Consider the following 22,256-nt stretch of genomic DNA (forward strand, 5'->3'; position numbering starts at 1 on the left):
CCCTTTCAGCTGAGCCCTTTCAGCTGAGCCCCTCCGACTGCCCGCGAGCCGCAAGGCCCACCTACGCTTTACAGGTCGTTGAAGTGACGCACGTAGGTGCTCTCGTTGTCGATCGCCGCACGGCCAGCCTCCAGGCGAGCCACCGGCACGCGGAACGGCGAGCAGGAGACGTAGTTCAGGCCGACCTTCTCGAAGAAGTGGATCGAGTTCGGGTCGCCGCCGTGCTCTCCACACACGCCCATCTTCATGTTGGGCTTGGAGTGGCGACCACGCTGGACACCCATGTCGACCAGCGCGCCAACTCCACCGAGGTCGACCGACTCGAACGGCGAAATGCCGAACACGCCGTAGTCGAAGTACTCGTTGAAGAAGGTGCCCTCGACGTCGTCGCGCGAGAAGCCCCAGGTGGTCTGGGTCAGGTCGTTCGTGCCGAAGGAGAAGAAGTCGGACTCGGTGGCGATCGTGTCAGCCGACACGGCCGCGCGCGGCAGCTCGATCATGTTGCCGATCGGCAGGGACAGCTCCACGCCCGTCTCCTGCGAGACCTCGTCGATGACCTCGACGGCCATGTCGCGCACGATCTGCAGCTCACGCACCCCGCCGATGAGCGGGACCATGATCTCCGGCTTCGGATCCTTGCCTTCCTTCTTCAGGTGGGCGGCGGCCTCAGCAATCGCGCGCACCTGCAGACGGATCAGCCCCGGGATCTTCAGGCCGAGGCGCACGCCGCGCAGGCCCAGCATCGGGTTCTGCTCGTGGTGGGCCTTGACGGCGGCGAGCAGCTCGCGCTCCTCGTCAGTAATCTCCTCGCCCTTGGCCTCCTTGACCGCGAGCTTGACGGACAGGTCGGTCAGGTCGGGAAGGAACTCGTGCAACGGCGGGTCGATGAGGCGCACGGTGACCGGCAGGCCGTCCATCGCGTCGAAGATGCCGATGAAGTCCTCACGCTGGTAGGGCAGTAGCTCAGCCAGCGCCGCGGTCTGGGTCTGCTCGTCGTGGGCGAGGATCATCTTCTCGATCAGCTTGCGGCGCGACCCGAGGAACATGTGCTCGGTGCGGCACAGGCCGATGCCCTGGGCGCCGAAGGCGCGGGCGCGCTTGGCGTCCTCAGGAGAGTCAGCGTTGGCGCGCACAAGCATCCGGCGCTTCTCGTCGGCGTGGCTCATGATGCGGTCCACGGCGCCAACGAGGTCCTTGTCGTCGTCGGTGTGAGCCGCGGCGAGTCCGGCCTCGAGGCCCTCGGCCAGGTAGGTGGTGACCGGGGAGTCCGTGACGGGCACCTCGCCCTCGAAGATCTCGCCGGTGGTGCCGTCGATCGCGATGATGTCGCCGACCTTGAATTCCTTGCCGGTGGACTTGACCTTCATGGTGCCGGCCACCTCATCCACGAGGAGGTCGTCCGCGCCGACCACACAGCAGCGGCCCATGCCGCGCGCCACGACGGCCGCGTGCGAGGTCTTGCCGCCGCGGGCGGTGAGGATGCCCTCGGAGACCACCATGCCCTGGAGGTCTTCGGGGTTGGTTTCACGACGAACGAGCACCACCTTCGCGCCTGCCTGCGTGCGTGCCACCGCGGTGGCGTTGTCCATGACGATCTCGCCCACGGCCGCGCCGGGGGAGGCCGGCATGCCGCGGGTGATGGTGACCTTGGCGGCGTCCTTGTCGAACTGCGGGAAGAGCAGGGAGGTGAGCTGGTCGCCCGTCACGCGGGTGACGGCCTCGTCGCGGGTGATGAGACGCTCGTCGACGAGCTGGTCCGCCACGCGGAACGCCGCGGCCGGGGTGCGCTTGCCCACGCGGGTCTGCAACATCCACAGCTTGCCGCGCTGGACGGTGAACTCGATGTCGCACAGGTCGCGGTAGTGAATCTCGAGGCGGTCCATGATGGACAGCAGCTCATCGTAGGACTTCTTGTCGATCTCGCCGAGCGCGGAGAGCGGGAGGGTGTTGCGGATGCCCGCCACCACGTCCTCGCCCTGGGCGTTCTCGAGGTAGTCGCCGTAGACGCCCGAGTGGCCCGTGGAGGGGTCGCGGGTGAAGCACACGCCGGTGCCGGAGCCCTCCCCCATGTTGCCGAACACCATGGTCTGGACGTTGACGGCGGTGCCGATGTCGTTCGGGATGTGCTCGCGGCGGCGGTAGATGCGGGCGCGCTCGGTGTTCCAGGAGTTGAACACGGCCTCGACGGCGAGGTCGAGCTGCTCGCGCGGGTCCTGCGGGAAGTCGTTGCCGGTGGCCTCCTTGACGATCGCCTTGAACTCCACCACGAGGCGCTTGAGGTCCTCCGTGGTCATGTCCGGGTCGCCGGCGTAGCCCTTCTCAGCCTGGAGGGCGTGGAGGGCGTCGCCGAACGGGTCGCCGTCGATGTGGAGCACCGTCTTGCCGAACATCTGCACGAGGCGGCGGTAGGAATCCCACGCGAAGCGCTCGTCCCCGGACTGCTCCGCAAGTCCGATCACGGACTCGTCGTTGAGGCCGATGTTGAGCACGGTTTCCATCATGCCGGGCATGGAGAACTTCGCGCCGGAGCGCACCGACATGAGCAGCGGGTCAGCCGGGTCGCCCAGGTGCTTGCCCATCTTCGCCTCGACCTCACGGATCGCGCCCGTGACCTGCACATCCAGCTCCTCAGGCGCCGCGCCCTCGCCGAGGTACACGCGGCAGGCCTCCGTGGTGATCGTGAAGCCTGGAGGCACGGGGAGGCCGAGGTTGGTCATCTCAGCCAGGTTCGCGCCCTTACCGCCGAGGAGGTCCTTTTGGTCCTTGTCACCCTCGGTGAAGTCGTATACGTACTTTGTCATCTGCCCTCCGTTGGGAATCATCGTTGTCATGCCAGTATGGGGTGGCTGTAGCCGCCTTGTATCGGCGACCTTCGCCACCCGCATGGGCGGTTGTGCCGCCTAGTATGGGTGGCCTGAGCCACCGCGCACCGCCCTCAAATGTATCACCGGCCGGGCGCCATATGCGACTTTCGACCCGGCTCGCGCCACGGCAGGCTCGCGGATGACGGGCCCGCCCCGCGATGACGTGGGTCGGGATGCCTAGGCGGCGTCACGACGCCGGGTCGGGGTCCGCCGCCTCGATCCTCTCATGCCGCGACAGCGGTTAGCGCTCGGCACTGTTGCGGCAACTTGGCCCATGCACATGTAGGTTGAGCGGACTTGCTGGTGGGCTCGCGTTGTCAAGCCCAGGTTGAAGGGTGTTTTCGAAGTGCCTCCGGTAATAATCTGTTGAGTTCTTCTCTCGTGAACACCTTCAGTCCGGCCTTGTTCAAGCGCTCTTGAGCGATATAGAAACTCTTATCGTCCGTGCGTTCCGTGTCACAGTAGACCTCAGCGGTCTCTGCTATTAGCATGTCACGACGCTTCCGAGCTTCAGCGACGTCAAGATCTGAGAAATCAGCCAGCAGGGACAAGTACTTTCGGCTAAGAAGCCACAGTTGATCACCGGCTTTACGGTGTCGTGCTGCCTTTGCTCCAATCTCGAGACGGAAGCTGTACGAGTTGAGAACCAACAGAAAGAAGGTAATAACCGCAGTGACGGAGGTTATCCAAATATGCTGGGTAAAGAACACCCCTACCAGTCCAGCGGTTGAAAGTGCGGACAGCACAATCTGGGCCACTTTGATACGGTGTTCGATGGTTGCGTCCTTTAGTGTGGTGTATCTGGACCCGGGACTGACCGCGTGCTGATGTGCCAAGTGGCGGTCATCGCGGGTACCTTTCGAATCAACTTCCAATTCTGTCGAAAGGATACAATCACGATGACCGCCGATCCCCATCATATCGACCCCACTGGTTATCTTGAAGAGCTGCTAACCCAGGCCTGGCCTGACTTGATGCGTCAGATGCTTGCCGATTTCATGAACCAGATCCTGTCTGCCCAGGCAGATAGCGTGTGCGGGGCTTCCTATGCCACGGTCTGACCTGAGCGCACTAACAGCCGTAATGGTTATCGTCACCGCCAGTTCGATACCCGCCTGGGCAGTATCGATGTGGCTATCCCCAAGCTAGGCATGGGCTCCTTCTTCCCTGACTGGCTCTTAGAGCGCCGTAGCCGCACCGAGCGGGCCCTGACCAGTGTCATTGCCACCTGCTACTTCAAAGGGGTCTCTACCAGGGGTATGAACGACCTGGTAAGCACGCTCGGTATTGACAACCTATCGAAGTCCCAGGTCTGGCAGATGGCCAAGGAGCTCGATGACACCGTTGAAGACTTCCGCACCCGACCACTAGACAACGGGCCTTATTACTTCATCGCCTGCGATGCCTTGTCGATGAAGGTCCCCGAAGGGGGCCGGGTGGTTAAGACCAGCGTGCTGCTCGCTACCGGGGTCAATGCCGAAGGCTACCGGGAGTTGCTGGGCATGCAGGTGGCTACCAGTGAATCTATCACCTCCTGGACGGGCTTCTCACCTGACCTTCTCGCCCGCGGGCTGAGCGGGGTGTTCATGGTCACCAGTGATGCTCACATGGGCATTCAGGCCGCTGTCAGTGAGTGCCTGCCCCAGGCGAGCTGGCAGCGGTGCCGGACCCATTTTTCTAAGAACCTGTCCTCCATGGTCTCTAAGACCCAGTGGCCGACCCTTTCAGCGATGTTCCACACCATTTTCGCCCAGCCTGACAAGGAGGCCGTTTGGCACCAGGCGAGGGAGGTGGTCAACTTTTGTCAGGCTAGGTTCCCCCACGTGGCTGACAAGCTCGAAGAGAGCCTTGATGACCTGCTGGCCTTCACCGCCGCCCCGAAGGCGGTATGGACCAAAATCTGGTCCAATAACCCCACCGAAAGGCTCAACCGTGAGATCAGGCGCCGCACGGACGTGGTAGGGATCTTCCCCAACCGTGACTCCGTCACCGGCCTGGTTGGGGCGGTCCTAGCCGAACAACACGATGAATGGATCCAACAAAACCGCTACATGTCCCTCACCAGCCTCGAACTGAAGCGTCCTGGGTTTAGTTCCTACCTCAGCTAAGGAAGGATTGAACTATGCCTAGAAAGTATTCCGTCGAGTTCAAGGAAAAGGCGGTCCATCAGATCATCGAAATGGTCCGCCTGGAGTCTTGCTCACTCCACCGCGCCTACACGGAGGTCGGTGAGCTCCTTGGAGTATCTCACCACACGTTGCGGGCTTGGTACCGTGACAGCGCTTCAGTACGTGATGACTCTGACGCTTCAGGTGGCGAAACAATGGAAGAAGAGCTCAAGCGTCTGCGCCGTGAAAACCGCGAACTAAAACGAGCAAACGGGATTCTTAAGACAGCTTCGGCTTTTTTCGCAGCGGAACTCGACCGACCCACGACCAAATGATCTCCTACATCGACGCGTACAAAGATCAGTTTGGGGTCGAGGCCATCTGCAGAGTTCTAAAACAGGCAGATCGTGGATTCATCACCTCTCGTGGCTACCGCAAGGCGACCACTCGTGTTCCCAGCGCAAGGACCTTAAGCGATAGCCTGCTTATCCCAGAGATACAGCGTGTGCATGCGGAGAATTTCTCGGTCTACGGCATCCGCAAAATGTGGCACGCGATGAACCGTGAAGGCTTTCATATCGGCCGCGATAAGACTGCACGACTGATGAAGCTAGCAGGTGTTTCCGGCCGCCGACGTGGGCGAACCCCTGTGACAACGATTAGCCCGAAGACACCGGATCATCGCCCGGACCTAGTGCAGCGAAACTTTCGTGCACAAGCGCCAGGCAGGTTGTGGGTTGCCGACATTACCTACGTTCGCACCCTGTCAGGATTCGCCTATACCGCGTTTGTCGTGGATGTATTCAGCCGAAAAATTGTTGGTGTTGCTACACGCTCGACGATGCGTACCGATGCGCTGCCCATGGAGGCTTTGGAGCATGCGTTAACGACTGCCGGACGAATCCATGGAAACCAGTTAATTCACCATAGTGATCGGGGCAGCCAGTACGTGTCACTGAAGTATTCCACCGCCCTAGCGGAATCCGGAATCCGTCCGAGTGTGGGAACAGTCGGCGATTCTTATGACAATGCTCTAGCCGAAACAGTCAATGGTCTCTACAAGGCTGAACTGATTCATGCCCGGGGCCCGTGGACGTCGGTCGGAGAAGTCGAATTGGCCACCTTGCGGTGGGTGCATTGGTGGAACACCAAGCGGCTTCATGAAGCTTTGGACTACGCTACCCCACAGGAAGTAGAAACCGAGTACTATCTCACCCAGCCCATCAACACAGGGCCGTAAAAGAAGCGGAACTAAACCCAGGACGCTTCACACAGGTCAAGCTCACCATCGCCACCAACACCATCGACCACGACACCATCGACCACCCCAAGCAGATCACCGCCTAACCACCCAACAACCACCCACCAATCAAAATCGAAAGGCAGATACACCACGACCGTGGACTTGACCCAACCATGTCGGTGCGCACGTTCTCCGAGGTTGCGGTAGAGGTCGATAGCTACTCTGAGATGAGCATTTCATCAGCGGATCTCGATAGTAGATGTTTTGATGCAAGTGTTAGGAACGTGCTTTTTGAAGCAGGGTGGTGACGATCGTGAAGCGGTGTGGTGACGATCGTGAAGCACTTTCGGTGGGCTGATAACTATTTCTACTAGCACGTGACAATCCGGTTGCGTGCTTGTTAGAAAGGACGTCAGCCGTGACTGATTACCGGTTGATTATCAAGCTCCTGCTTCAGGGGCTCTCGTATCGGCAGATACAACAACGCTGTGGTGCTGCTCAGGCCACGATTGCCAAAGCGCGCAAAGCCATTGATTCCCATGGCATCACCAGTGAACTTTTAGAGTCGTTAGACGATTCGGCGATTACTGATCTCATTGGTGATGGTCGACTCGTAGTCGCTGATGACTTCGTTGGTATCGATTTCGATGTTGTGATCAAAGCTCGTACCGGCAGGAACAAGACTCCACTGCGAGTGCTGTGGTCGACCTATCTTGACCAACCAGCACCACGTGGTCTGAAGTTCTATAGCTATGAGCGCTTCCGCCAGCTGGTGGCTGCCCATGTTGCCACCCAAGGCGTGACCGCACTGATTGTGCACCAGCCGGGCCATACCATGCAGGTGGATTGGGCGGGGTCGACCATGGCAGTTGTTGATCCGATTACGGCTAAACGCAGCAAGATCCATATCTTTGTTGCTTCACTGCCGTATTCAGGAATGGTCTTTGCCCATGGCTTCATTGATGAAAAACAACCCTCGTGGCTGGAAGGGCACCGCTTGGCCTTCGAGTATTTCGGTGGCGTTACTGAGGTGGTTGTTCCTGATAATGCGTCTACGGCATCGAATCAGATTGCCAAAGGTGAACGCGCACGACGAGTCAACGCGAAGTATGAGGAATTTCTCGAGCACTACAACACTGCTGCTCTTCCAACTAATCCTGTTCGCCCACGTGAAAAAGGCAATGTGGAATCTGGAGTCAAGATTGTAACCAACTGGGTGATTCGCAAACTTGCCGATGTGGTCTTTGCCAGCCTTGACGACCTTAATGACGCGGTTGCCGGACAGGTTGAGGCGATTAATCATCGCCGCCCGTTTCGCAATCAGCAACGTAGCCGCCAGGATATCTTCGAAGAACTCGAATCTGACGAACTAGGTAATCTTCCTGCAACAGGGTGGGTAGATACCGTGTGGAAGAAGTCGAAAGTCACTCCTGACTGGCATATCACGATCAATACCGTGAAATACTCGGTGCCTTACCAGCTGGTGGGACGAAGTGTTGATGTGCGTATCCGTGGGCAGATCCTTGATGTCTTTGCCGATGGCCAAGCTCAGGCTCGTCACCAGGTCAGTGTCCAACGCGGTGCCTATGTCACCGATGTTGAACACGCTCCGCCGGGGATGGCCCAGGCTAGGAACCTATGGACACCGTCGTACTTTGTGACCCAAGCATCCCGGATTGGGCCGTATACCCGGCAAGCTGTTGAAGCGTTGTTGGCATCGAAAAAGATTACAGCCCAAGGCTTTCAACCAGCCCGCAACATCATCAAGCTAGGTAAAGCTACAGAGAATAAACTAATTCTCGAGCAAGCATGCCAGCGCCTTCTAGGAGATGAAGGCCACCGCCAACGAGCTATTAGCTACACCGCGGTCAAGAACATGATGGCAGTCATCCGCCATGAACAATCCACACGGCCAACCGCCCCGCCCACGCGGGAATCTGCACCAGCAACTCCATCACAGCCAGCACCGTCATCGCGTTCCCAATCACGCGGCATGCTCGGCGGGCGTGAGCAATTCTCACTGAGTGCTTTGATGAAAGAAGGAGACAACTAATGACTTTTTCTACCGCACCACGTCAGCATCTAGACGACACGTGGATGGAAACCTTCACCAAGCTACGCATGACTGCCTTTGGCCAGACCGTTATCAGTATGGCCAATGACAGTGCCTTTGATGAGTGGACGTTTTCAGACAAGATCATCTTCGCTGTAGAAAAAGAGGTTGCAGCTCGAGCAGAGCGACGATTTGCAAAACTGCTCAAGGCATCAATGACACCCCTGCCCGATGCTTGTGCTGCTGATATCCGTCACACACCAAAGCGCAACCTCACCCGTGAGTTAACTAGCCGGCTAGCGCATTGTCAATGGATAGAACACGCCAGCAACGTCGTTATCCTGGGCAAATCATCAGTCGGAAAGACCTATCTAGCCTGCGCTCTCTTACACGAAGCATGTAAGCGGGACTATTCAGCCAAGTTCTTCCGAACCGCAGACCTAGCCGACCAACTGGCCGTACTCGACCGCAGCGATCCCGCACGGTTGAAATTCATCAACCAGATAGTTGGCTGTGACCTGCTCGTCCTCGATGACTTTCTCACCACTCCAATTAGTGGTGAAACCGCCAACGAGCTGTTCAATCTTCTAGCAGCACGAGAAGGCAGAGGATCGACCATGGTCACTTCCCAATTCGCCCCAGAAGACTGGTACGAATCAATGCCTGATCGAGTCGTGGCTGAATCCCTACTCAACCGCCTTGTCGGCGGGGCAGAAATCGTCAACGTCGACGGACCGAACATGAGGCTGGCACCAACAGTGTCCTAGTCCTCAGCAATAACTAAGCGCGTGGGTGACAACCGCTTCACAATCGTCACCCACGCGCTTCACGATGCTCACCATCGCGCTTCACGATCGTCACCACACCGCTTCATTTTCCACGCTCGCAACAGCAAGATCAGGTGTGCGCATTCGTGGGCGATAGTGAATCGGGTGCGACTCTCCGGAGAATCCCGTAGCACCTCATGGTCGATGACGATTGTCTGCGCTGGGAATACGATGTCAGCTTTGGCCCCACCTTCGCGAACGATCGATTTCTTGAGGTCCTGGAACACTGACATTCCGAGGATACTTCCATCCAAGCTGAGTTCTTGGTAGTCAATATTGGCGTCGAGCTGAAATTCGGCAAATGCTCACTATCGAGCGGTATTGCTTCGCGCAGGTGTGCGCCATCGTGGTACTTGGCAAGCAGCCTTTCAGCCTTCGTTTCAAGCCTATTTTTGCTGAGGTAGAGTGGTTGGAGGGTCACTAGTTTGAATCCCCGCCTTCAATAATGTTGATGATGTTCTCCCACTACCTGTCGCGAGATTCTGCTCTTTGGCGCGGCGAAGGGCAACGCGAGCAAGATCTGTTTCCATGGTGTAGCCGGACAGATCTGCGGAAACTTGGTTCTCGCGAGTCAATGCGGCCAGGTCAAACATTTGCTCGCGCTCAGCCCTGCTCAGTTTCAGAGCAGTTGCAATCTCCTCCAGCTTGCCATCGGGTGCGGCGCGACGGCCTTTCTCAATATCACTGAGATAAGGCGCAGTCACGCCGATCATGTCAGCGAAACGTCTCATGGTGTACTCATGCTGTTTGCGACGTTCGGCGACGAATCTCCCGAACTCAAATTGGTCGCTCATGTATCCTCATAGCGTGTTCGCTACCATGCGAACACGCGAATCCTGCGGGCTGCAAGAGGTCTTCTTGGGACGCGTCGTGCGATCCTTCAGGCTGTCCGGGCAGCTAATCCTTGCGGTTGAGACGATCGTGAATCAGGGGCAGGAGCACGCGGTCAATATCTGCTTTGAACTGTGGATCGGAGAGGTACTTGATCGCAAAATCCTGGTTCTGATTCATGCGTTCGAGCACAATGTCCTTGATGCGCTCGTCGTAAACGATGGCGAACATGTCCAGCGAGTTGCGGGCACGTGACTGAACCTCAGGGTCGTCAACCATGTCCTCGGTCAGCTGCTCAATGACTTTGTCCATATGAGTGAACTCGGTGCCCCAACGGTCGTTGAGCTTGGAGAGGATGTTCGACAAAGTGTCCTTCTCGTCCTCGCTGGCACCACCCGTATCGGGATTGTTCGACAGTTCGCCCTCCTCATCAGCGAGCTCGATCGAACCTTCGTACACCTGCTGCAGGCGGTAGTACTGCAAGGCGACCTCGTCCTCAAGGCTCGGCGCGGGGGCACCGTCGATGTGGAGCTTTCGCACCAGGAGCCTGGCGTATGCGGCAAAGCGGTGGAGGCGCTCGTCGTCGTAGCGGATGATATGTGTCAGGAAGTCATAGTTGCGGGTGAACTTGTTCATCCTTGCCCGCACTTCCAGTTTGTCTTCTTCGTCAAGCTCGTTGAACCGGCCTACCGCTGGGTCAAGGTAGGCGTTGAGCTTGCTGAAGTCGAGATTCGTTTGCTTTTTCTGCTCGGTGAAGAACACCTTGGCAAAGCCCTCGATTTCCTTGTCTGTCCACAAATGGTATGAGGCAAGGAAATGGTACAGGTCGTAGACGATGTTGGGGTCGGTTTCTTCCGTGATACCAGTCGAGATGTAGTAGTCCTGGAAGGACCTTTGAATGTCCTCTGCGGAGTTGACGAAGTCGAGCACGAAGGTGTCGGTCTTTCCCGGGTGCATACGGTTGATCCGTGACAGCGTCTGTACGGCTTTGACTCCGTGGAGTTTCTTATCCACGTACATGGTGTGCAACAAGGGCTGATCAAAGCCTGTCTGGTATTTCTCGGCAACCAGCAGCAGCTGGTACTCGCCGGTGGCAAACCTCTCGGGTAGCTCGGCTTCGGGGATCTGGTTGAGCTGTTCTTCGGTGTACTCGGCACCCTCGTCTTCGACAGTTCCAGAGAATGCCACGAGCACTCCAAGGTCGGTGTAGCCTTTCTGCGCAATATAGTCGCGGAAGGCGAAGTAGTAGCGCACCGCGTGAAGGCGAGATCCGGTGACGAGCATCGCCTTGGCGTTCCCGCCGATCTTGTGGGCAACGTTGGTGCGGAAGTGCTCAATGATGATCTCCGCTTTTTGCCGCAGGTTATATGGGTGCAGGCTCAGATACTTGCCCAGGGCTTTGTTTGCCTGTTTGGTGGAGTACTCGGGGTCATCAGCCGTGGTCTTCCCGACCCGGTAATACGTCTGGTACGTGGTGTAGTTCTTCAACACGTCGAGGATGAAGCCCTCTTCGATGGCCTGACGCATTGAGTACACGTGGTAGGGGCGTGGAGTAGCATCCGGTACCGGAGTGCCGAAGATCTCTAGCGTCTTCTGTTTCGGCGTCGCAGTGAACGCGAAGAACGACAGGTTCTGCTGACGTCCCTGTGTGCGCAGCTCCTCGGCGATCTGCTCGTCAACCTCTAGTTGTTCCGCTTCGACCTGAGCTTCGGCGGCCGCGTAGCGTTCAAGCAGGTCCTCCTCGGACTCCTTGCCAGCAGTGGCGGTGTCTGCAAGCACTTGCTTGAGCTTCTCCGACGCCTCGCCTGTCTGTGACGAGTGAGCCTCATCAACGATGACGGCGAAGCGCTTACCAGTCGTCGCCACATTGCTCACGTCAACAAACGGGAACTTCTGCAACGTGGAAATAATGATCTTCGCACCATCGGCGAGCGCCTCTGTCAGTTGGCGTGCGTTCTTATCGACCCTCACCACCACGCCAGCGGTGTGATCCATTGCGTAGATCGTGTCCTGCAGCTGTTTATCCAGCACGCGCCGGTCTGTGATCACAATGATCGAATCAAAGACTGCGCGCTGCTGGTCATCGTGCAGGTTCGACAGGTGGTGGGCAAGCCACGCAATAGTGTTCGATTTACCTGACCCAGCCGAGTGCTGCACCAGATAGTTCTTCCCTGCACCGTGGATTTTGGCGTCGGCCACGAGCGCACGCACGGCATCAAGCTGGTGGTAGCGCGGGAAGATCAACTTGTCTTTGCGCCGGTCGCTCTCGTGTGGGATGAACTGGACGAACCGATGCAGAATATCCAGTAGGGAGTCCTTCGCCAATACCTCCTCCCACAGATAGGAAGTCTTGTACTTACCCGGCACTGGCGGATTCCCAGCACCATTTTCAAAGCCACGGTTAAACGGCAAAAACACCGTGTCCATGCCCGCGAGCTTGGTGGTCATCCACACCTCGTCAGTATCAACGGCGAAGTGCACCACCGCGCGGCGGTTCAGCCCGAACAAGACCTCACTGGCTGGGCGGGACCGCTTGTACTGGTCAACAGCATCCCTATAGGTCTGGCCGGTGAGCTGATTCTTCAACTCCATCGTCACCACCGGGATACCGTTGACAAACAACACGGTGTCAACGGAGTTGGAGTTCTTCGTCGAGTACTGCAGCTGGCGGACCACAGTCATTCGGTTCGCCCAGTACTTCTCTGCCAGCAGCTCGTTGAGGTCGGAACCCGGGGCGAAGAACACCAGCTTGAAACGGGCACCAAGATCTTCTACTCCGCGGCGCAGCACCTCCACGACGCCGCGCTTGTCGAGCTCGCGAGCAACACGCTTGCAGAACTTCTCACCAGCCTTCGCCCCATGAATGCGCTCTAGGCGCTCCCACTGCTGAGGTTGGGTCTCGCGCACAAAATCGAGTAGATCCTGCGGATACAAACCAAGCTGCTTATCAAAACCGGCCGATGGCCGTGATTCGTAGAGGTCGAACTCGGAAGGACCGACATGAGTCAACCAATACTCGATCTCATCTTCAAACCTGCGCTCCGACGTATCCATCACGCCACCTCTCCCACACGAACCTTGCCCGTCACGGCATCATTAATAACCTGCTTGCGATACCTACCCAAAAGCTCAATCTGCCTGTTAATGCCCTCTATAGTCGAATCAATTACCTGAGTTTCTTTTTCCAGATATGCCACAATTGCGGCTTGCTCGCTCATAGGCGGAGAGAAAAACGGAATCGAGCGGAGTGCAGACATTTTAAAATCCCATTGATCAGTTCTGATCCCATAGGAGTCCCTGCCAAAAAAGGGGATGTACGCGTCCGATCTGATCGCCCAGTTGAAGAATTCTGGATTAGGGTGATTTAGATCAAACACGTAATACGCGGGACTTACGATTCCATCTAGTCTAGAGATGCCGTAAGAACCTCGCCATGCCTTCATTTTATTCATGGCAAACTGCCCGCGATCTACGGCTAAGTATGCGCTAAGGTTGTCCGGGAGCCTATTGTGATTATCCGGAGATCCCTCTGTTTCTCGATCCACAACTCCGTTTACTCGCTCTACTGACAGCACTCGGCGCTTAGGTTTGTTCTTGACACTTACTCTGCGAAGCATACTCTTGAGAGAGGCTTCCGCCCAGTGCGAGGGAATATCACCGATCCATTCGATGCCGCTATCTTTCATGGGCGCGTCAGGATCCAGGCCGCGAGTCACCGTACGTGCAATCAACTCACGCCGATACCGCTCCAACAGCACCACCTGGCGCGACAGCTTTTCGATGAGGGCGTCAATCTCGGCAGTCTTCTGGTCCAAATAATGCACGATTAGTTGCTGCTCATGGAGTGGAGGCTGAAGAATTGTGACGTCATTGAAAATACGCTGTGTGATGCTGTAGACCTTTACCCCCTGAACTGACCGCTGGATCTGTTGACGCCAGCTGGGCGAGATCATCTGATAGGCTATGTACTTGTGGCGGAATCCTGAATTCGGTCGTGCGATAAGCGCGTGATATCCGGCATAGAGGGTGTTGCCGCCTGCAGCGCGAACCATGTTCCCCGCGCCTTCGGTGTCCTCGCTTGTGTCGGCAAAGACGATGTCTCCTTTTTCTAGGAGAGCGCGTCCTAGTTGTGCCTCCTTGACCAATTCTTTTGGAATATAACGAATATGCTGGTCGGAAATGCGAACGCCGGGATTATCTTTGGCGTGTATCTGTCCGTAATTAATCACGGGTAGTCCGTGATCACTGAGGTCCTGCTTCTTTATGTCAAGACCACGAGAAAACCTATAAGCTTTCGAGAATCTTACAAGATTCCAATTGTCTGGAACTCTATCCACCCAGTCCTTTCCACTCATTACTTCACCTGCTCTTGGAAGAGTTTGGCGATGTCCGCTTGGATGCTCGCGGAGAGGGCTTGTATTTCGGCGAGGGTCTCGGTTGGGTCGCCGAGTTCTTCGTATTTGTAGAAGTAGCGGGTAAAGGGGATCTCGTATCCGATCTTAGTTTTGTCGGGGTCGATCCATGCGTCGGGGGCATAGGGGATCACTTCGCGCTGGAAGTATGCCTCGATATCCTCTCGGAGCGAGATCTGCTCGGTATCGCGCAGGTCCGGATCGGGTTCCGGGTTGCCTTTCGTATCAAGGCAGATGTCAGCGTCCGGGTTCTTTACGCCGAGTTCTGCCACGATCTTGCGCAACACCGCAATACTGATCTTCTGGCCGCGCTCCTTGATGCCTTTACGGAGCAAGTCGGTGAACTCGTCTCGGTTGAGGTATATCTTCTCAGGGTCGAGCCCAGCTAGCGTATCAAGGATCGCGCGCTGGAGCCGTTGTCCTTCTTGGATCTGTTCGCTTCGGGCGGGCTCGGTTTTCTTCTTCGAGGTTGCAAGATCCGTGAAGACCTTTGTCTGCTGGAGCTGGTCGAGGGCTTCTGTGGTGGTTTGGAAGCTCAACCTTAGCGGGCGTTCCACGACAACCTCATGGTAAGCAAAGTCTTCGGTGTCGAAGATCTTTGACTCTTCGGTTTCTTGGAACGCGCCGTAGATGCGGGTGATGTCCGCGATGTGCGCGGGCGTGAGCTCCTTACGCTTTTCACCCAAGGGCTTACGCATCCGCTGAAAGTAACTGGTCGCGTCGATCAGTTGCACCTTGTTCTTGCGGCGACGTTCCTTCTTATTTGAAAGAACCCAAATGTAGGTGAGGATGCCGGTGTTGTAGAACATCTGATCCGGTAGAGCGATGATCGCTTCCAACCAGTCATTTTCAAGGATCCAGCGGCGGATCTCAGATTCGCCCTGCCCGGCTCCACCTGTGAAGAGGGGCGATCCATTGAATACGATGCCAATCCGTGTGCCAGGAGCATTCACGAGGTCCTGTGGATCGTAGGGCTTCATCTTCGAGATCATGTGCTGCAAGAAAAGAAACGAGCCGTCTGAAACACGAGGCGTTCCAGCGCCGAAGCGACCCTGGTACCCCTTTCGTTCAGCTTCTTCATGAATCGGGCCAGCGTACTTCTTCCAATTCACACCAAAAGGTGGATTGCACAGCATGTAGTCAAAGTGGAGGCCCGCCGTCTGGTCATTGGTGAGCGAGTTGCCAAAGTAGATGCGTTCCTGGCTTTCGCCCTTGATCATGATGTCCGACTTCGCCACCGCATACGTCTGCGGGTTGAGCTCTTGCCCGTAGACCTCGAGGCGGGCAGTGTCATTCAGATCCTCAACATGCTGCGCAGCGATCGAGAGCATTCCGCCGGTGCCGACCCCGGGGTCATACAGCGACGCCATAGCACCGTCTGCACAAAGCCGGTTGATGTCTTCTTCTGGATTAAAGAGAAGATTGACCATCAAGCTTATGACTTCGCGCGGGGTGAAGTGTTCACCAGCGGTTTCATTTGACAGTTCGGAGAATCGGCGGATGAGCTCTTCGAAGATGTAGCCCATCTGGTCGTTACTGACTACGTCGGGGTGAAGGTTAACCTTTGAGGACGTGAACTCGCTGAGCACCTGATACAGCAGGCCTGCTTTGTCGAGGCGTTCGATGACGTTGTAGAAGCTGTACGCCTCCATCACTTCACGCGCGGCAGGCGCGAACGCTTGCACGTAGTAACTCAAGTTCTGCTCAAGATTGTCCGGGTCATCCAACAAGGTCTTGAGCGTGAAGTTCGACGTATTCCAAAACGGGTAGCCCGTAGCCTTGACGTACTGCAGCTCCTTGATCTTGCTCGGAACTGAGGTGGCCTTGATATTCAGGACTGCTTGCTTCGTATCCACGAGAACGGAATCGAGTCGGGTCAGCACAGTGAAAGGCAACACGACGTCACCGTACTCGTGTTCCTTATAGTCGCCACGCAGAATCTCTGCGATGTTCCAAATCAAAGCAACGTGGCTAGTAAGTCTGTCAGTGCTCACTCGGGTCGATTCCTTCATTCATCAGTCGCTCGTAGCGGTCGTTCGAGATCACCACGGCGATCGGTTTTCCGTAGCGCAGAACGTAAGCAGGCTCGTCCTTGTCTGAGACCTCCTTGATCAGGCGCGATGCCTGACCACGCGAAAGATCACCGATGTTGATGTGACGCATCGGAACCTTGCGCTTCTTGGTCGCCATGAGTCTCCCTTTCGTTCTTACGGACCACCTCAAGTCTCCCACACAAGCTGGGGTCATGGACGGAAAAACGCGGCATCTTTACATGTAGATTACGACCAATAGTTACATGTAAATATGGATGAGAATCTGCGGATTTGACTGTCGAGTAGGTGAACGACCTACAATGACAAGTTCAACTCACGCCCCCTCAACCTGAACTCGCCAACGCAGGGCGCACTCCGCACCCCCTGCTCGGTTGGCGACGCTGCACGTCAGCGCGGAACGGCTCATGGAAGCACACGGACGCTGCGCGTTGAGCGCGACAACCCGCACCAGAAACAAGAAAACCCCTGTTCAACAGGGGTTAGGCGGCAACGGCGAGTCTTATCAAATCCGCGGTCTTCGGCTCGAGCACGCGGCCTTGGTAGGGTTGCAGCATTTCGACCAGGGTTTGTACCACGCTTCGCGGGGTGTAGAACGCACCGCCCTCTTTGCCGGTCTCTTTGCCTGCGAATTGGCCGAGGAAGTATTCGTAGACTGAGCCGAGGACGTCGTCGGAGCCGTGGTCGGCATCCATGCCAAACCCGATGGTACCAATGAGATCAACCAGCCCGCCGAGGCGCTTCTTGTCGAGCCCTTCCCTGCCGTAGTTGCGTGGTAGCACACCGCGCAGGCTGGAGTTCTCACGTTCGATCAGCTGCATCGCTTGGTCAATGAGCTGGCCGATCTCGGGCTGCTTAGCTTTGGGCTTGCAGTTCACTCCAGCGTGCACCTTCGGGCACCCAGAACACGTTGTGGCCGGTGTACTCGTCACGGTCTTCGAGAAAGTCATCGAACTGGCTCTCGTCGATGCCGTCGGCGGCGAGCTCATCCTTGAGCGTGGCGCGTCGTTCCTCGAACCGGTCGGACACGTATTTGAGGAACACAAGGCCAAGCACCACGTGCTTGTATTCGGACGGCTCTTGGTTGCCGCGTAGTTTGTCGGCCGCGTCCCATAGTGTTTGCTCTAGAGTTTTCTTGCTCTTAGCGGCCATTCGCTACTCCTTGCCGGACTGGGGACTGCTGCTGGTTCGGTTAACGATTTTCCTTCTGATTCTAGGCCGCGGGTGACACAGCTTGGTTCCATGATTGTTTCATATTCCGTAGGTGTCAATTCTCCAAAGCCCATTGACGTTTCCTCCGGTAGGTTCTTGCGGTCAATGCACTGCTATGAGGGAGTGTGTTAGCTATGGGAAGGAGTGATCCGGAATCGTCATCGACGAACCCCAAGACTCTGGTTTTACTGTCGCGGACGCCTGCCACCTCATGTCCACCCCGCCAACCAGGGCAGCGGGTCTACTCCTAGACGCGGACGGCTACAAATGCGCCTATTACCGCAAAGATTTGCGTTCAGAAGGAACAATTCCAGCCGGCGGGTATCCCCAAACCGGTGGGATTGACAAGCGGGTTAATTAAAAAGTCGTTGCGGATGAGGCTAGTGATTTTAGCTGGCCAGGTTGTTCCAGGCGAGGTAACTCGGATGAGGCTAGACATGACGGTGAGCACGCCGAACACCTGCCCGCTTTGTCCTTCAGGGAGTGCGGAAAATTGCGGCTGTGTCCGTAGCGCCGCGGTGGGTGCTGGCGCGAACGATTTGTTCCATAGCCTGGCGTGGTGTGCGCAGTGGTTCCGTACGATGGTGAGCTGTTCCATCCACCGTACGAGCGGTGATTGGAGTTTGGCTTTGCGTTGCTGGTTCTTCGACAAAGCCCCTAAGTCGATCACGAATCCCAAGTCCTCGGCAATGACGCGCTGATCGAGCTTGTCAAGTTTGTTGTGTATAAGGGGTTGGTTTTACAGGTAGGGGTTCATGCGGTCGGGGTAGGCCGCGGCCAGTTGGGCCAGGGCCTGTTTCCAGTTTGTTGTCACCTGCCCTTCGATCAGTCGGCCGCCGCCTTTACGCTCAGTAGCGGCTTTGCCTTTGTCCTTGGCTCGTTGACGAGCCCGGGTGTCTTCGATGTCGCAAATGGCTAGCCATAACAGCTTGAGACCCGCATCGTCGTTAGGGAACTGGGAGCGATTCTTCGTCACCTTACGCAGCTGGTAGTTCAGTGACTCGATAGCGTTGGTGGTGTAGATGACCTTGCGTAGGGCTGGCGGGAACTGCAAGAACGCCGGTGTTGCGCTCCCAGGCATTTTCCCAGGTCGCTACCGCCGAGGGGTACTTCTGGCCCAGGTTGGAGGCAGCGAACTTCTCCAGCGCGGCCCGGGCTGCCTGCTCGCTGGCGGCGGTGTAGATCGTCTTCAAGGACGCTGAGACGGCCTTGCGATCTTGGTAGGCCACGAAGTACTTCGCGGCCCGGATCAGGTGGACCACGCAGGTTTGGACCAAGGAATGAGGCCAGGTGGCCTCGATAGCCTCAGGCAGGCCCACCAGGCCATCACAGCACACGATGAGCACGTCTTGCACGTCCCGGTTGGCCAGCTCGGAGCACACGGTCGCCCAAAACGAGGACCCCTCGTTGTCTTGGACCCAGATGCCCAAGACGTGCTTGATGCCCTCGATGTCGACCCCGACCGCGATATGAGCCGCCTTCGAGCGCACTCTGCCTTGGTCGCGGACCTTGACCCGGATCGCATCGAGATAGATCACCGGGTAGAACTCCTCCAAGGGCCGATCCTGCCAGGTCGCAACCGAGTTTTGAACCGCGTCGGTGATCTTGGAGATCGTCTCATGGGACAGCTCCGTGCCGATCGTCTTAGCCAGGTGGTGCTGGATGTCTGGCACGCTCATCCCGCCGGCATACAAGCTGATGATCATCTGATCGAGCCCGCCTAGGCGCCGTGAGCCTTTCGGGACCAGCCTGGGGGTGAAGGACCCTTCACGGTCACGGGCAATAGTCAGCTCGATATCGCCAACCTCGCTGGCCACGGTCTTGGTATACGACCCGTTACGGGCGTTCACTGGCCGGTCAGATTCGGCCTTGGCTTGCCGGTCATGGGGCTTATAGCCCAGGTGGGAGGTCATCTCGGCTTGCAAGCCGCGCTCAAGGGCATCCTTGATCAGGGCAGGAAGCATGCCCCCATCACCGGTGAGCTCGATATCGCCTGAGTCAATCCGGGCAAAGAGCTCATCCAACGCACCACTGGCCTTCAACTCAGCAACAACATCGCCACCAACAGGGCCGGTCTTCTCATCAACTGTCATGGTCATAATCGAATCCTTTCATCAGATCCTCATACACAAACCATTTGACACCCTCGCTGGAAAAGTTCGCTGCCTCCAACCTGGGCCAGAAGTACCCCTCGGCGGTAGCGACCTGGGAAAATGCCTGGGAGCGCAACACCGGCGTTCTTGCAGTTCCCGCCAGCCCTACGCAAGGTCATCTACACCACCAACGCTATCGAGTCACTGAACTACCAGCTGCGTAAGGTGACGAAGAATCGCTCCCAGTTCCCTAACGACGATGCGGGTCTCAAGCTGTTATGGCTAGCCATTTGCGACATCGAAGACACCCGGGCTCGTCAACGAGCCAAGGACAAAGGCAAAGCCGCTACTGAGCGTAAAGGCGGCGGCCGACTGATCGAAGGGCAGGTGACAACAAACTGGAAACAGGCCCTGGCCCAACTGGCCGCGGCCTACCCCGACCGCATGAACCCCTACCTGTAAAACCAACCCCTTATACACAACAAACTTGACAAGCTCCATCGTAATACCGTATCGCGAATCCCTGGGCTTGCCCGCCAGGCTCTGCTCAATCAAACTTCAACGAACCCAGAACAATCCCAAATGGCATCTGACAACTGCTGCAAAATACGAGACAATGTCTCCAGAGCTAAGTACCTCTGAGGTAACCAAAAAACCAGCTACAAAGGAGCATGATGGCAGAACTGCATTTGCGGAAGATCAAGGCCAAGCTCAAGGAGCTTTATTCTGAGTTTTACGACCACTTGAATACAAACCTTCCCAAGGATTCTGAAGCCAGCATCTGGTCAAAACTGCTCGCAGGCCACGCTCTCCATCACTACGGAAATGCGCCCATTGAGAATCTGTCTGCGTTCGTGGTCGACGGGGTCCAGGACCGGGGAATCGACGCTGTGTACTACGATGACGTAAACCACCAACTGACTTTCGTACAGTCAAAATGGAGTTCCGATGGTAGCGGCTCGCTGATCTCCGAAAAGGATGCCGGAGAGTTTGCAAATGGTATCTCCGAAGCGATGACTGGTACTTTTCCCTCTAATGCGAATAAAGCACTGCTATCGCTGAACGAGATGTTCGAAAGAGCTAACACTGACTACGACATCACAATCAAGCTCGTTATCATCTCAACCTCGACTAAGGAAATTCAATCAAACGCGCAAAAGCGAATTGAGGATGGACTCGTACGCGTCCTTGGAGAAGACTATGAACTGGAGATAGCTAATCAGTCAAAGACATACCTGACTTTTTCTAACGAAGAAACCGGCAGAGGCGCAGCCTCCTTCGAACTCCTTCTTCACGATATCGGCGTTTTAGCCGAGCCATATTACGCCATTTATGGCTGGGCTACAGGTCGCGATATTGCTGATCTCGTTAACACAGAAGGAAAGAACATTTTCGCCCGCAACATCCGAGGCGTATTAGGCAACACTCCAGTCAATGAGGATATCCGTCAAACTGTTATCGATGAACCTGAGAACTTTTGGTACTTCAATAACGGATTGACCTTCTTGGCTGACGACGTGAAGGCACCACCACTACGTGACCGAGCGACCGCTAAGCTAAGAATCGACATGGGTTCGATTGTCAATGGCGCCCAGACTTCTTCGACTCTAGCTCGTCTTGGCGAGTCCGATCAATCTGATAAGTTAAATAACGTCCGCGTCCAGGTACGACTGATCAGTGCTAGAAACGCTGGAGAAGACATCGATTTCCCCCGGCAGGTCACTCGCTTCAATAACAGCCAAAACGGCATGGGCGCAAAAGAATTTGTTTCACTGGATGATTTCCAGAAACAGCTCCAGAAGGAAATCGACGCGCAGTTCGGACGGAGCTATTACATCAGGTCTGGAACTGGCCCCTCCGATTTCGCAAATTCTAACGACTTTGACCTACAAACCGCGACAATCGCCCTAACATGCGCAAGGCAGAATACTAACAATGTAGTGCGGGCAAAATCAGGAATTGGAGCATTATGGAAGGATGTAACGAAGCCTCCTTACACTGAGATTTTCGACCACTCCTCCACAACAGCACTAGCGTTAGTCAAGGCTGTCGATGCCTTCAAGGTGATCGAGACCTTCCTTCAGGGTCAAGCAGGATCGACTGTGACAATCGATCGCGGAGGCCAACGACCACTCCGGCATGATAACGTTGCGCGCCATGGCAACAGGTTGTTCCAGCACGCAATCATGCGAAAAGGCCTAATCTTCAACGAGCAGGTTTCTGAGAAGTCCAGCCGCGATTGGGTTAATGGTTTGGATTTTGAACGCCTTTTTTCGGTTTTTGCTGAACAGATCTACGCGAACTACCCAGACGCTTACCTTGCCTACCTTTTCAAGAATCAGGAAAAGTGTTCAGTTCTGATCGAAGCTTTCGATAAGAATCAGGACCTGCTTTGACCAAATGTCCCGAATCTTAACGACTTGGCGGCGCTATCCCACAAACGCACGAATCGACAGATCGTGAGGGAGTCTCACCATTCTGCTTCGTACTAGTTCAAGCTCTCCACCAACGGGTTGCACAGCCTCACCAATGCGATGCCTACGCCAAGCAAGGCGTATTACC

At 56.4% G+C, this 22,256-nt stretch carries 14 protein-coding genes and 3 pseudogenes; 6 read left to right on the forward strand and 11 right to left on the reverse strand.

What is annotated here, in order from left to right; all coding sequences use genetic code 11:
* Positions 1 to 68 precede the first annotated feature (68 nt).
* Positions 69 to 2,801, reverse strand: a complete 2,733-nt coding sequence (gene ppdK / locus J2S45_RS09340; protein ID WP_307635210.1) for a pyruvate, phosphate dikinase — start codon at positions 2,799 to 2,801, stop codon at positions 69 to 71.
* 380 nt (positions 2,802 to 3,181) lie between these two features.
* Entirely contained in the window at positions 3,182 to 3,784 is a 603-nt protein-coding gene (locus J2S45_RS09345) for an SLATT domain-containing protein (RefSeq protein WP_307635211.1), read from the reverse strand.
* Here J2S45_RS09345 and J2S45_RS09350 point away from each other — a divergent pair.
* From J2S45_RS09350 to J2S45_RS09365, 4 genes and pseudogenes are all read left to right on the forward strand, one after another.
* A pseudogene (locus J2S45_RS09350) lies at positions 3,764 to 4,972 on the forward strand (IS256 family transposase). The gene J2S45_RS09345 and the pseudogene J2S45_RS09350 sit on opposite strands and share 21 nt — an antisense overlap.
* A gap of 14 nt (positions 4,973 to 4,986) precedes the next feature.
* Positions 4,987 to 6,212 (forward strand): IS3 family transposase gene (locus tag J2S45_RS09355; RefSeq protein ID WP_307635212.1). Its coding sequence is split into 2 segments (ribosomal slippage): positions 4,987 to 5,266 and positions 5,266 to 6,212, totalling 1,227 coding nucleotides; the frame shifts between segments, so codons are not numbered across the junction.
* Between the two features lie 421 nt (positions 6,213 to 6,633).
* Positions 6,634 to 8,268, forward strand: a complete 1,635-nt coding sequence (istA, locus tag J2S45_RS09360) for an IS21 family transposase (protein WP_307634289.1) — start codon at positions 6,634 to 6,636, stop codon at positions 8,266 to 8,268.
* Positions 8,268 to 9,035, forward strand: coding sequence for an ATP-binding protein (locus J2S45_RS09365; RefSeq protein ID WP_307634288.1), 768 nt, complete (start codon positions 8,268 to 8,270; stop codon positions 9,033 to 9,035). Before istA ends, J2S45_RS09365 begins: the two co-directional genes overlap by 1 nt.
* A gap of 446 nt (positions 9,036 to 9,481) precedes the next feature.
* On the opposite strand, the gene J2S45_RS09370 is transcribed toward J2S45_RS09365, so the two are convergent.
* From J2S45_RS09370 to J2S45_RS09410, 9 genes and pseudogenes are all read right to left on the reverse strand, one after another.
* The gene (locus J2S45_RS09370; protein WP_307635213.1) at positions 9,482 to 9,889 is read right to left on the reverse strand and encodes a helix-turn-helix domain-containing protein; all 408 of its coding nucleotides are present in this window, start codon (positions 9,887 to 9,889) and stop codon (positions 9,482 to 9,484) included.
* A 103-nt stretch (positions 9,890 to 9,992) separates the two neighbouring features.
* Positions 9,993 to 12,980 carry a type I restriction endonuclease subunit R gene (locus J2S45_RS09375; RefSeq protein WP_307635214.1) on the reverse strand — a complete coding sequence of 996 codons (2,988 nt, stop codon included), beginning with the start codon at positions 12,978 to 12,980 and terminating at the stop codon, positions 9,993 to 9,995.
* Positions 12,980 to 14,281, reverse strand: a complete 1,302-nt coding sequence (locus tag J2S45_RS09380) for a restriction endonuclease subunit S (RefSeq protein WP_307635215.1) — start codon at positions 14,279 to 14,281, stop codon at positions 12,980 to 12,982. The genes J2S45_RS09375 and J2S45_RS09380 overlap by 1 nt, the downstream gene beginning before the upstream one ends.
* On the reverse strand, positions 14,281 to 16,332 hold the full coding sequence (locus J2S45_RS09385; protein WP_307635216.1) for a type I restriction-modification system subunit M: 2,052 nt from the start codon (positions 16,330 to 16,332) through the stop codon (positions 14,281 to 14,283). The genes J2S45_RS09380 and J2S45_RS09385 overlap by 1 nt, the downstream gene beginning before the upstream one ends.
* Positions 16,322 to 16,528 carry a type II toxin-antitoxin system Phd/YefM family antitoxin gene (locus tag J2S45_RS09390; protein ID WP_307635217.1) on the reverse strand — a complete coding sequence of 69 codons (207 nt, stop codon included), beginning with the start codon at positions 16,526 to 16,528 and terminating at the stop codon, positions 16,322 to 16,324. Before J2S45_RS09390 ends, J2S45_RS09385 begins: the two co-directional genes overlap by 11 nt.
* A gap of 343 nt (positions 16,529 to 16,871) precedes the next feature.
* Positions 16,872 to 17,267, reverse strand: coding sequence for an N-6 DNA methylase (locus J2S45_RS09395; protein ID WP_307635218.1), 396 nt, complete (start codon positions 17,265 to 17,267; stop codon positions 16,872 to 16,874).
* On the reverse strand, positions 17,245 to 17,541 hold the full coding sequence (locus tag J2S45_RS09400; RefSeq protein ID WP_307635219.1) for a type I restriction-modification system subunit M N-terminal domain-containing protein: 297 nt from the start codon (positions 17,539 to 17,541) through the stop codon (positions 17,245 to 17,247). The genes J2S45_RS09395 and J2S45_RS09400 overlap by 23 nt, the downstream gene beginning before the upstream one ends.
* 355 nt (positions 17,542 to 17,896) lie before the next feature.
* Positions 17,897 to 18,271 (reverse strand): Abi family protein, encoded by a 375-nt coding sequence (locus J2S45_RS09405; protein ID WP_307635220.1) that lies wholly within the window; start codon positions 18,269 to 18,271, stop codon positions 17,897 to 17,899.
* A 69-nt stretch (positions 18,272 to 18,340) separates the two neighbouring features.
* A pseudogene (locus J2S45_RS09410) lies at positions 18,341 to 19,700 on the reverse strand (IS256 family transposase).
* A gap of 47 nt (positions 19,701 to 19,747) precedes the next feature.
* Here J2S45_RS09410 and J2S45_RS09415 point away from each other — a divergent pair.
* Positions 19,748 to 20,156, forward strand: a pseudogene (locus tag J2S45_RS09415) (transposase); the annotation flags it as partial.
* 209 nt (positions 20,157 to 20,365) lie between these two features.
* Positions 20,366 to 22,090: an AIPR family protein gene (locus tag J2S45_RS09420; protein WP_307635221.1), complete on the forward strand. Its 1,725-nt coding sequence runs from the start codon at positions 20,366 to 20,368 to the stop codon at positions 22,088 to 22,090.
* Positions 22,091 to 22,256 lie beyond the last annotated feature (166 nt).

The organism is Trueperella abortisuis (assembly GCF_030811095.1).
In the GTDB taxonomy this organism is placed as follows: Bacteria; Actinomycetota; Actinomycetes; order Actinomycetales; family Actinomycetaceae; genus Trueperella; species Trueperella abortisuis.

Excerpts from the sequence above, each read along its gene's own strand:
- ppdK (WP_307635210.1), bottom strand. The coding sequence starts at position 2,801 with ATGACAAAGTACGTATACGACTTCACCGAGGGTGACAAGGACCAAAAG.
- J2S45_RS09345 (WP_307635211.1), bottom strand. The coding sequence starts at position 3,784 with ATGATGGGGATCGGCGGTCATCGTGATTGTATCCTTTCGACAGAATTG.
- J2S45_RS09365 (WP_307634288.1), top strand. The coding sequence starts at position 8,268 with ATGACTTTTTCTACCGCACCACGTCAGCATCTAGACGACACGTGGATG.
- J2S45_RS09370 (WP_307635213.1), bottom strand. The coding sequence starts at position 9,889 with ATGAGCGACCAATTTGAGTTCGGGAGATTCGTCGCCGAACGTCGCAAA.
- J2S45_RS09375 (WP_307635214.1), bottom strand. The coding sequence starts at position 12,980 with ATGGATACGTCGGAGCGCAGGTTTGAAGATGAGATCGAGTATTGGTTG.
- J2S45_RS09380 (WP_307635215.1), bottom strand. The coding sequence starts at position 14,281 with ATGAGTGGAAAGGACTGGGTGGATAGAGTTCCAGACAATTGGAATCTT.
- J2S45_RS09390 (WP_307635217.1), bottom strand. The coding sequence starts at position 16,528 with ATGGCGACCAAGAAGCGCAAGGTTCCGATGCGTCACATCAACATCGGT.
- J2S45_RS09400 (WP_307635219.1), bottom strand. The coding sequence starts at position 17,541 with ATGGCCGCTAAGAGCAAGAAAACTCTAGAGCAAACACTATGGGACGCG.
- J2S45_RS09420 (WP_307635221.1), top strand. The coding sequence starts at position 20,366 with ATGATGGCAGAACTGCATTTGCGGAAGATCAAGGCCAAGCTCAAGGAG.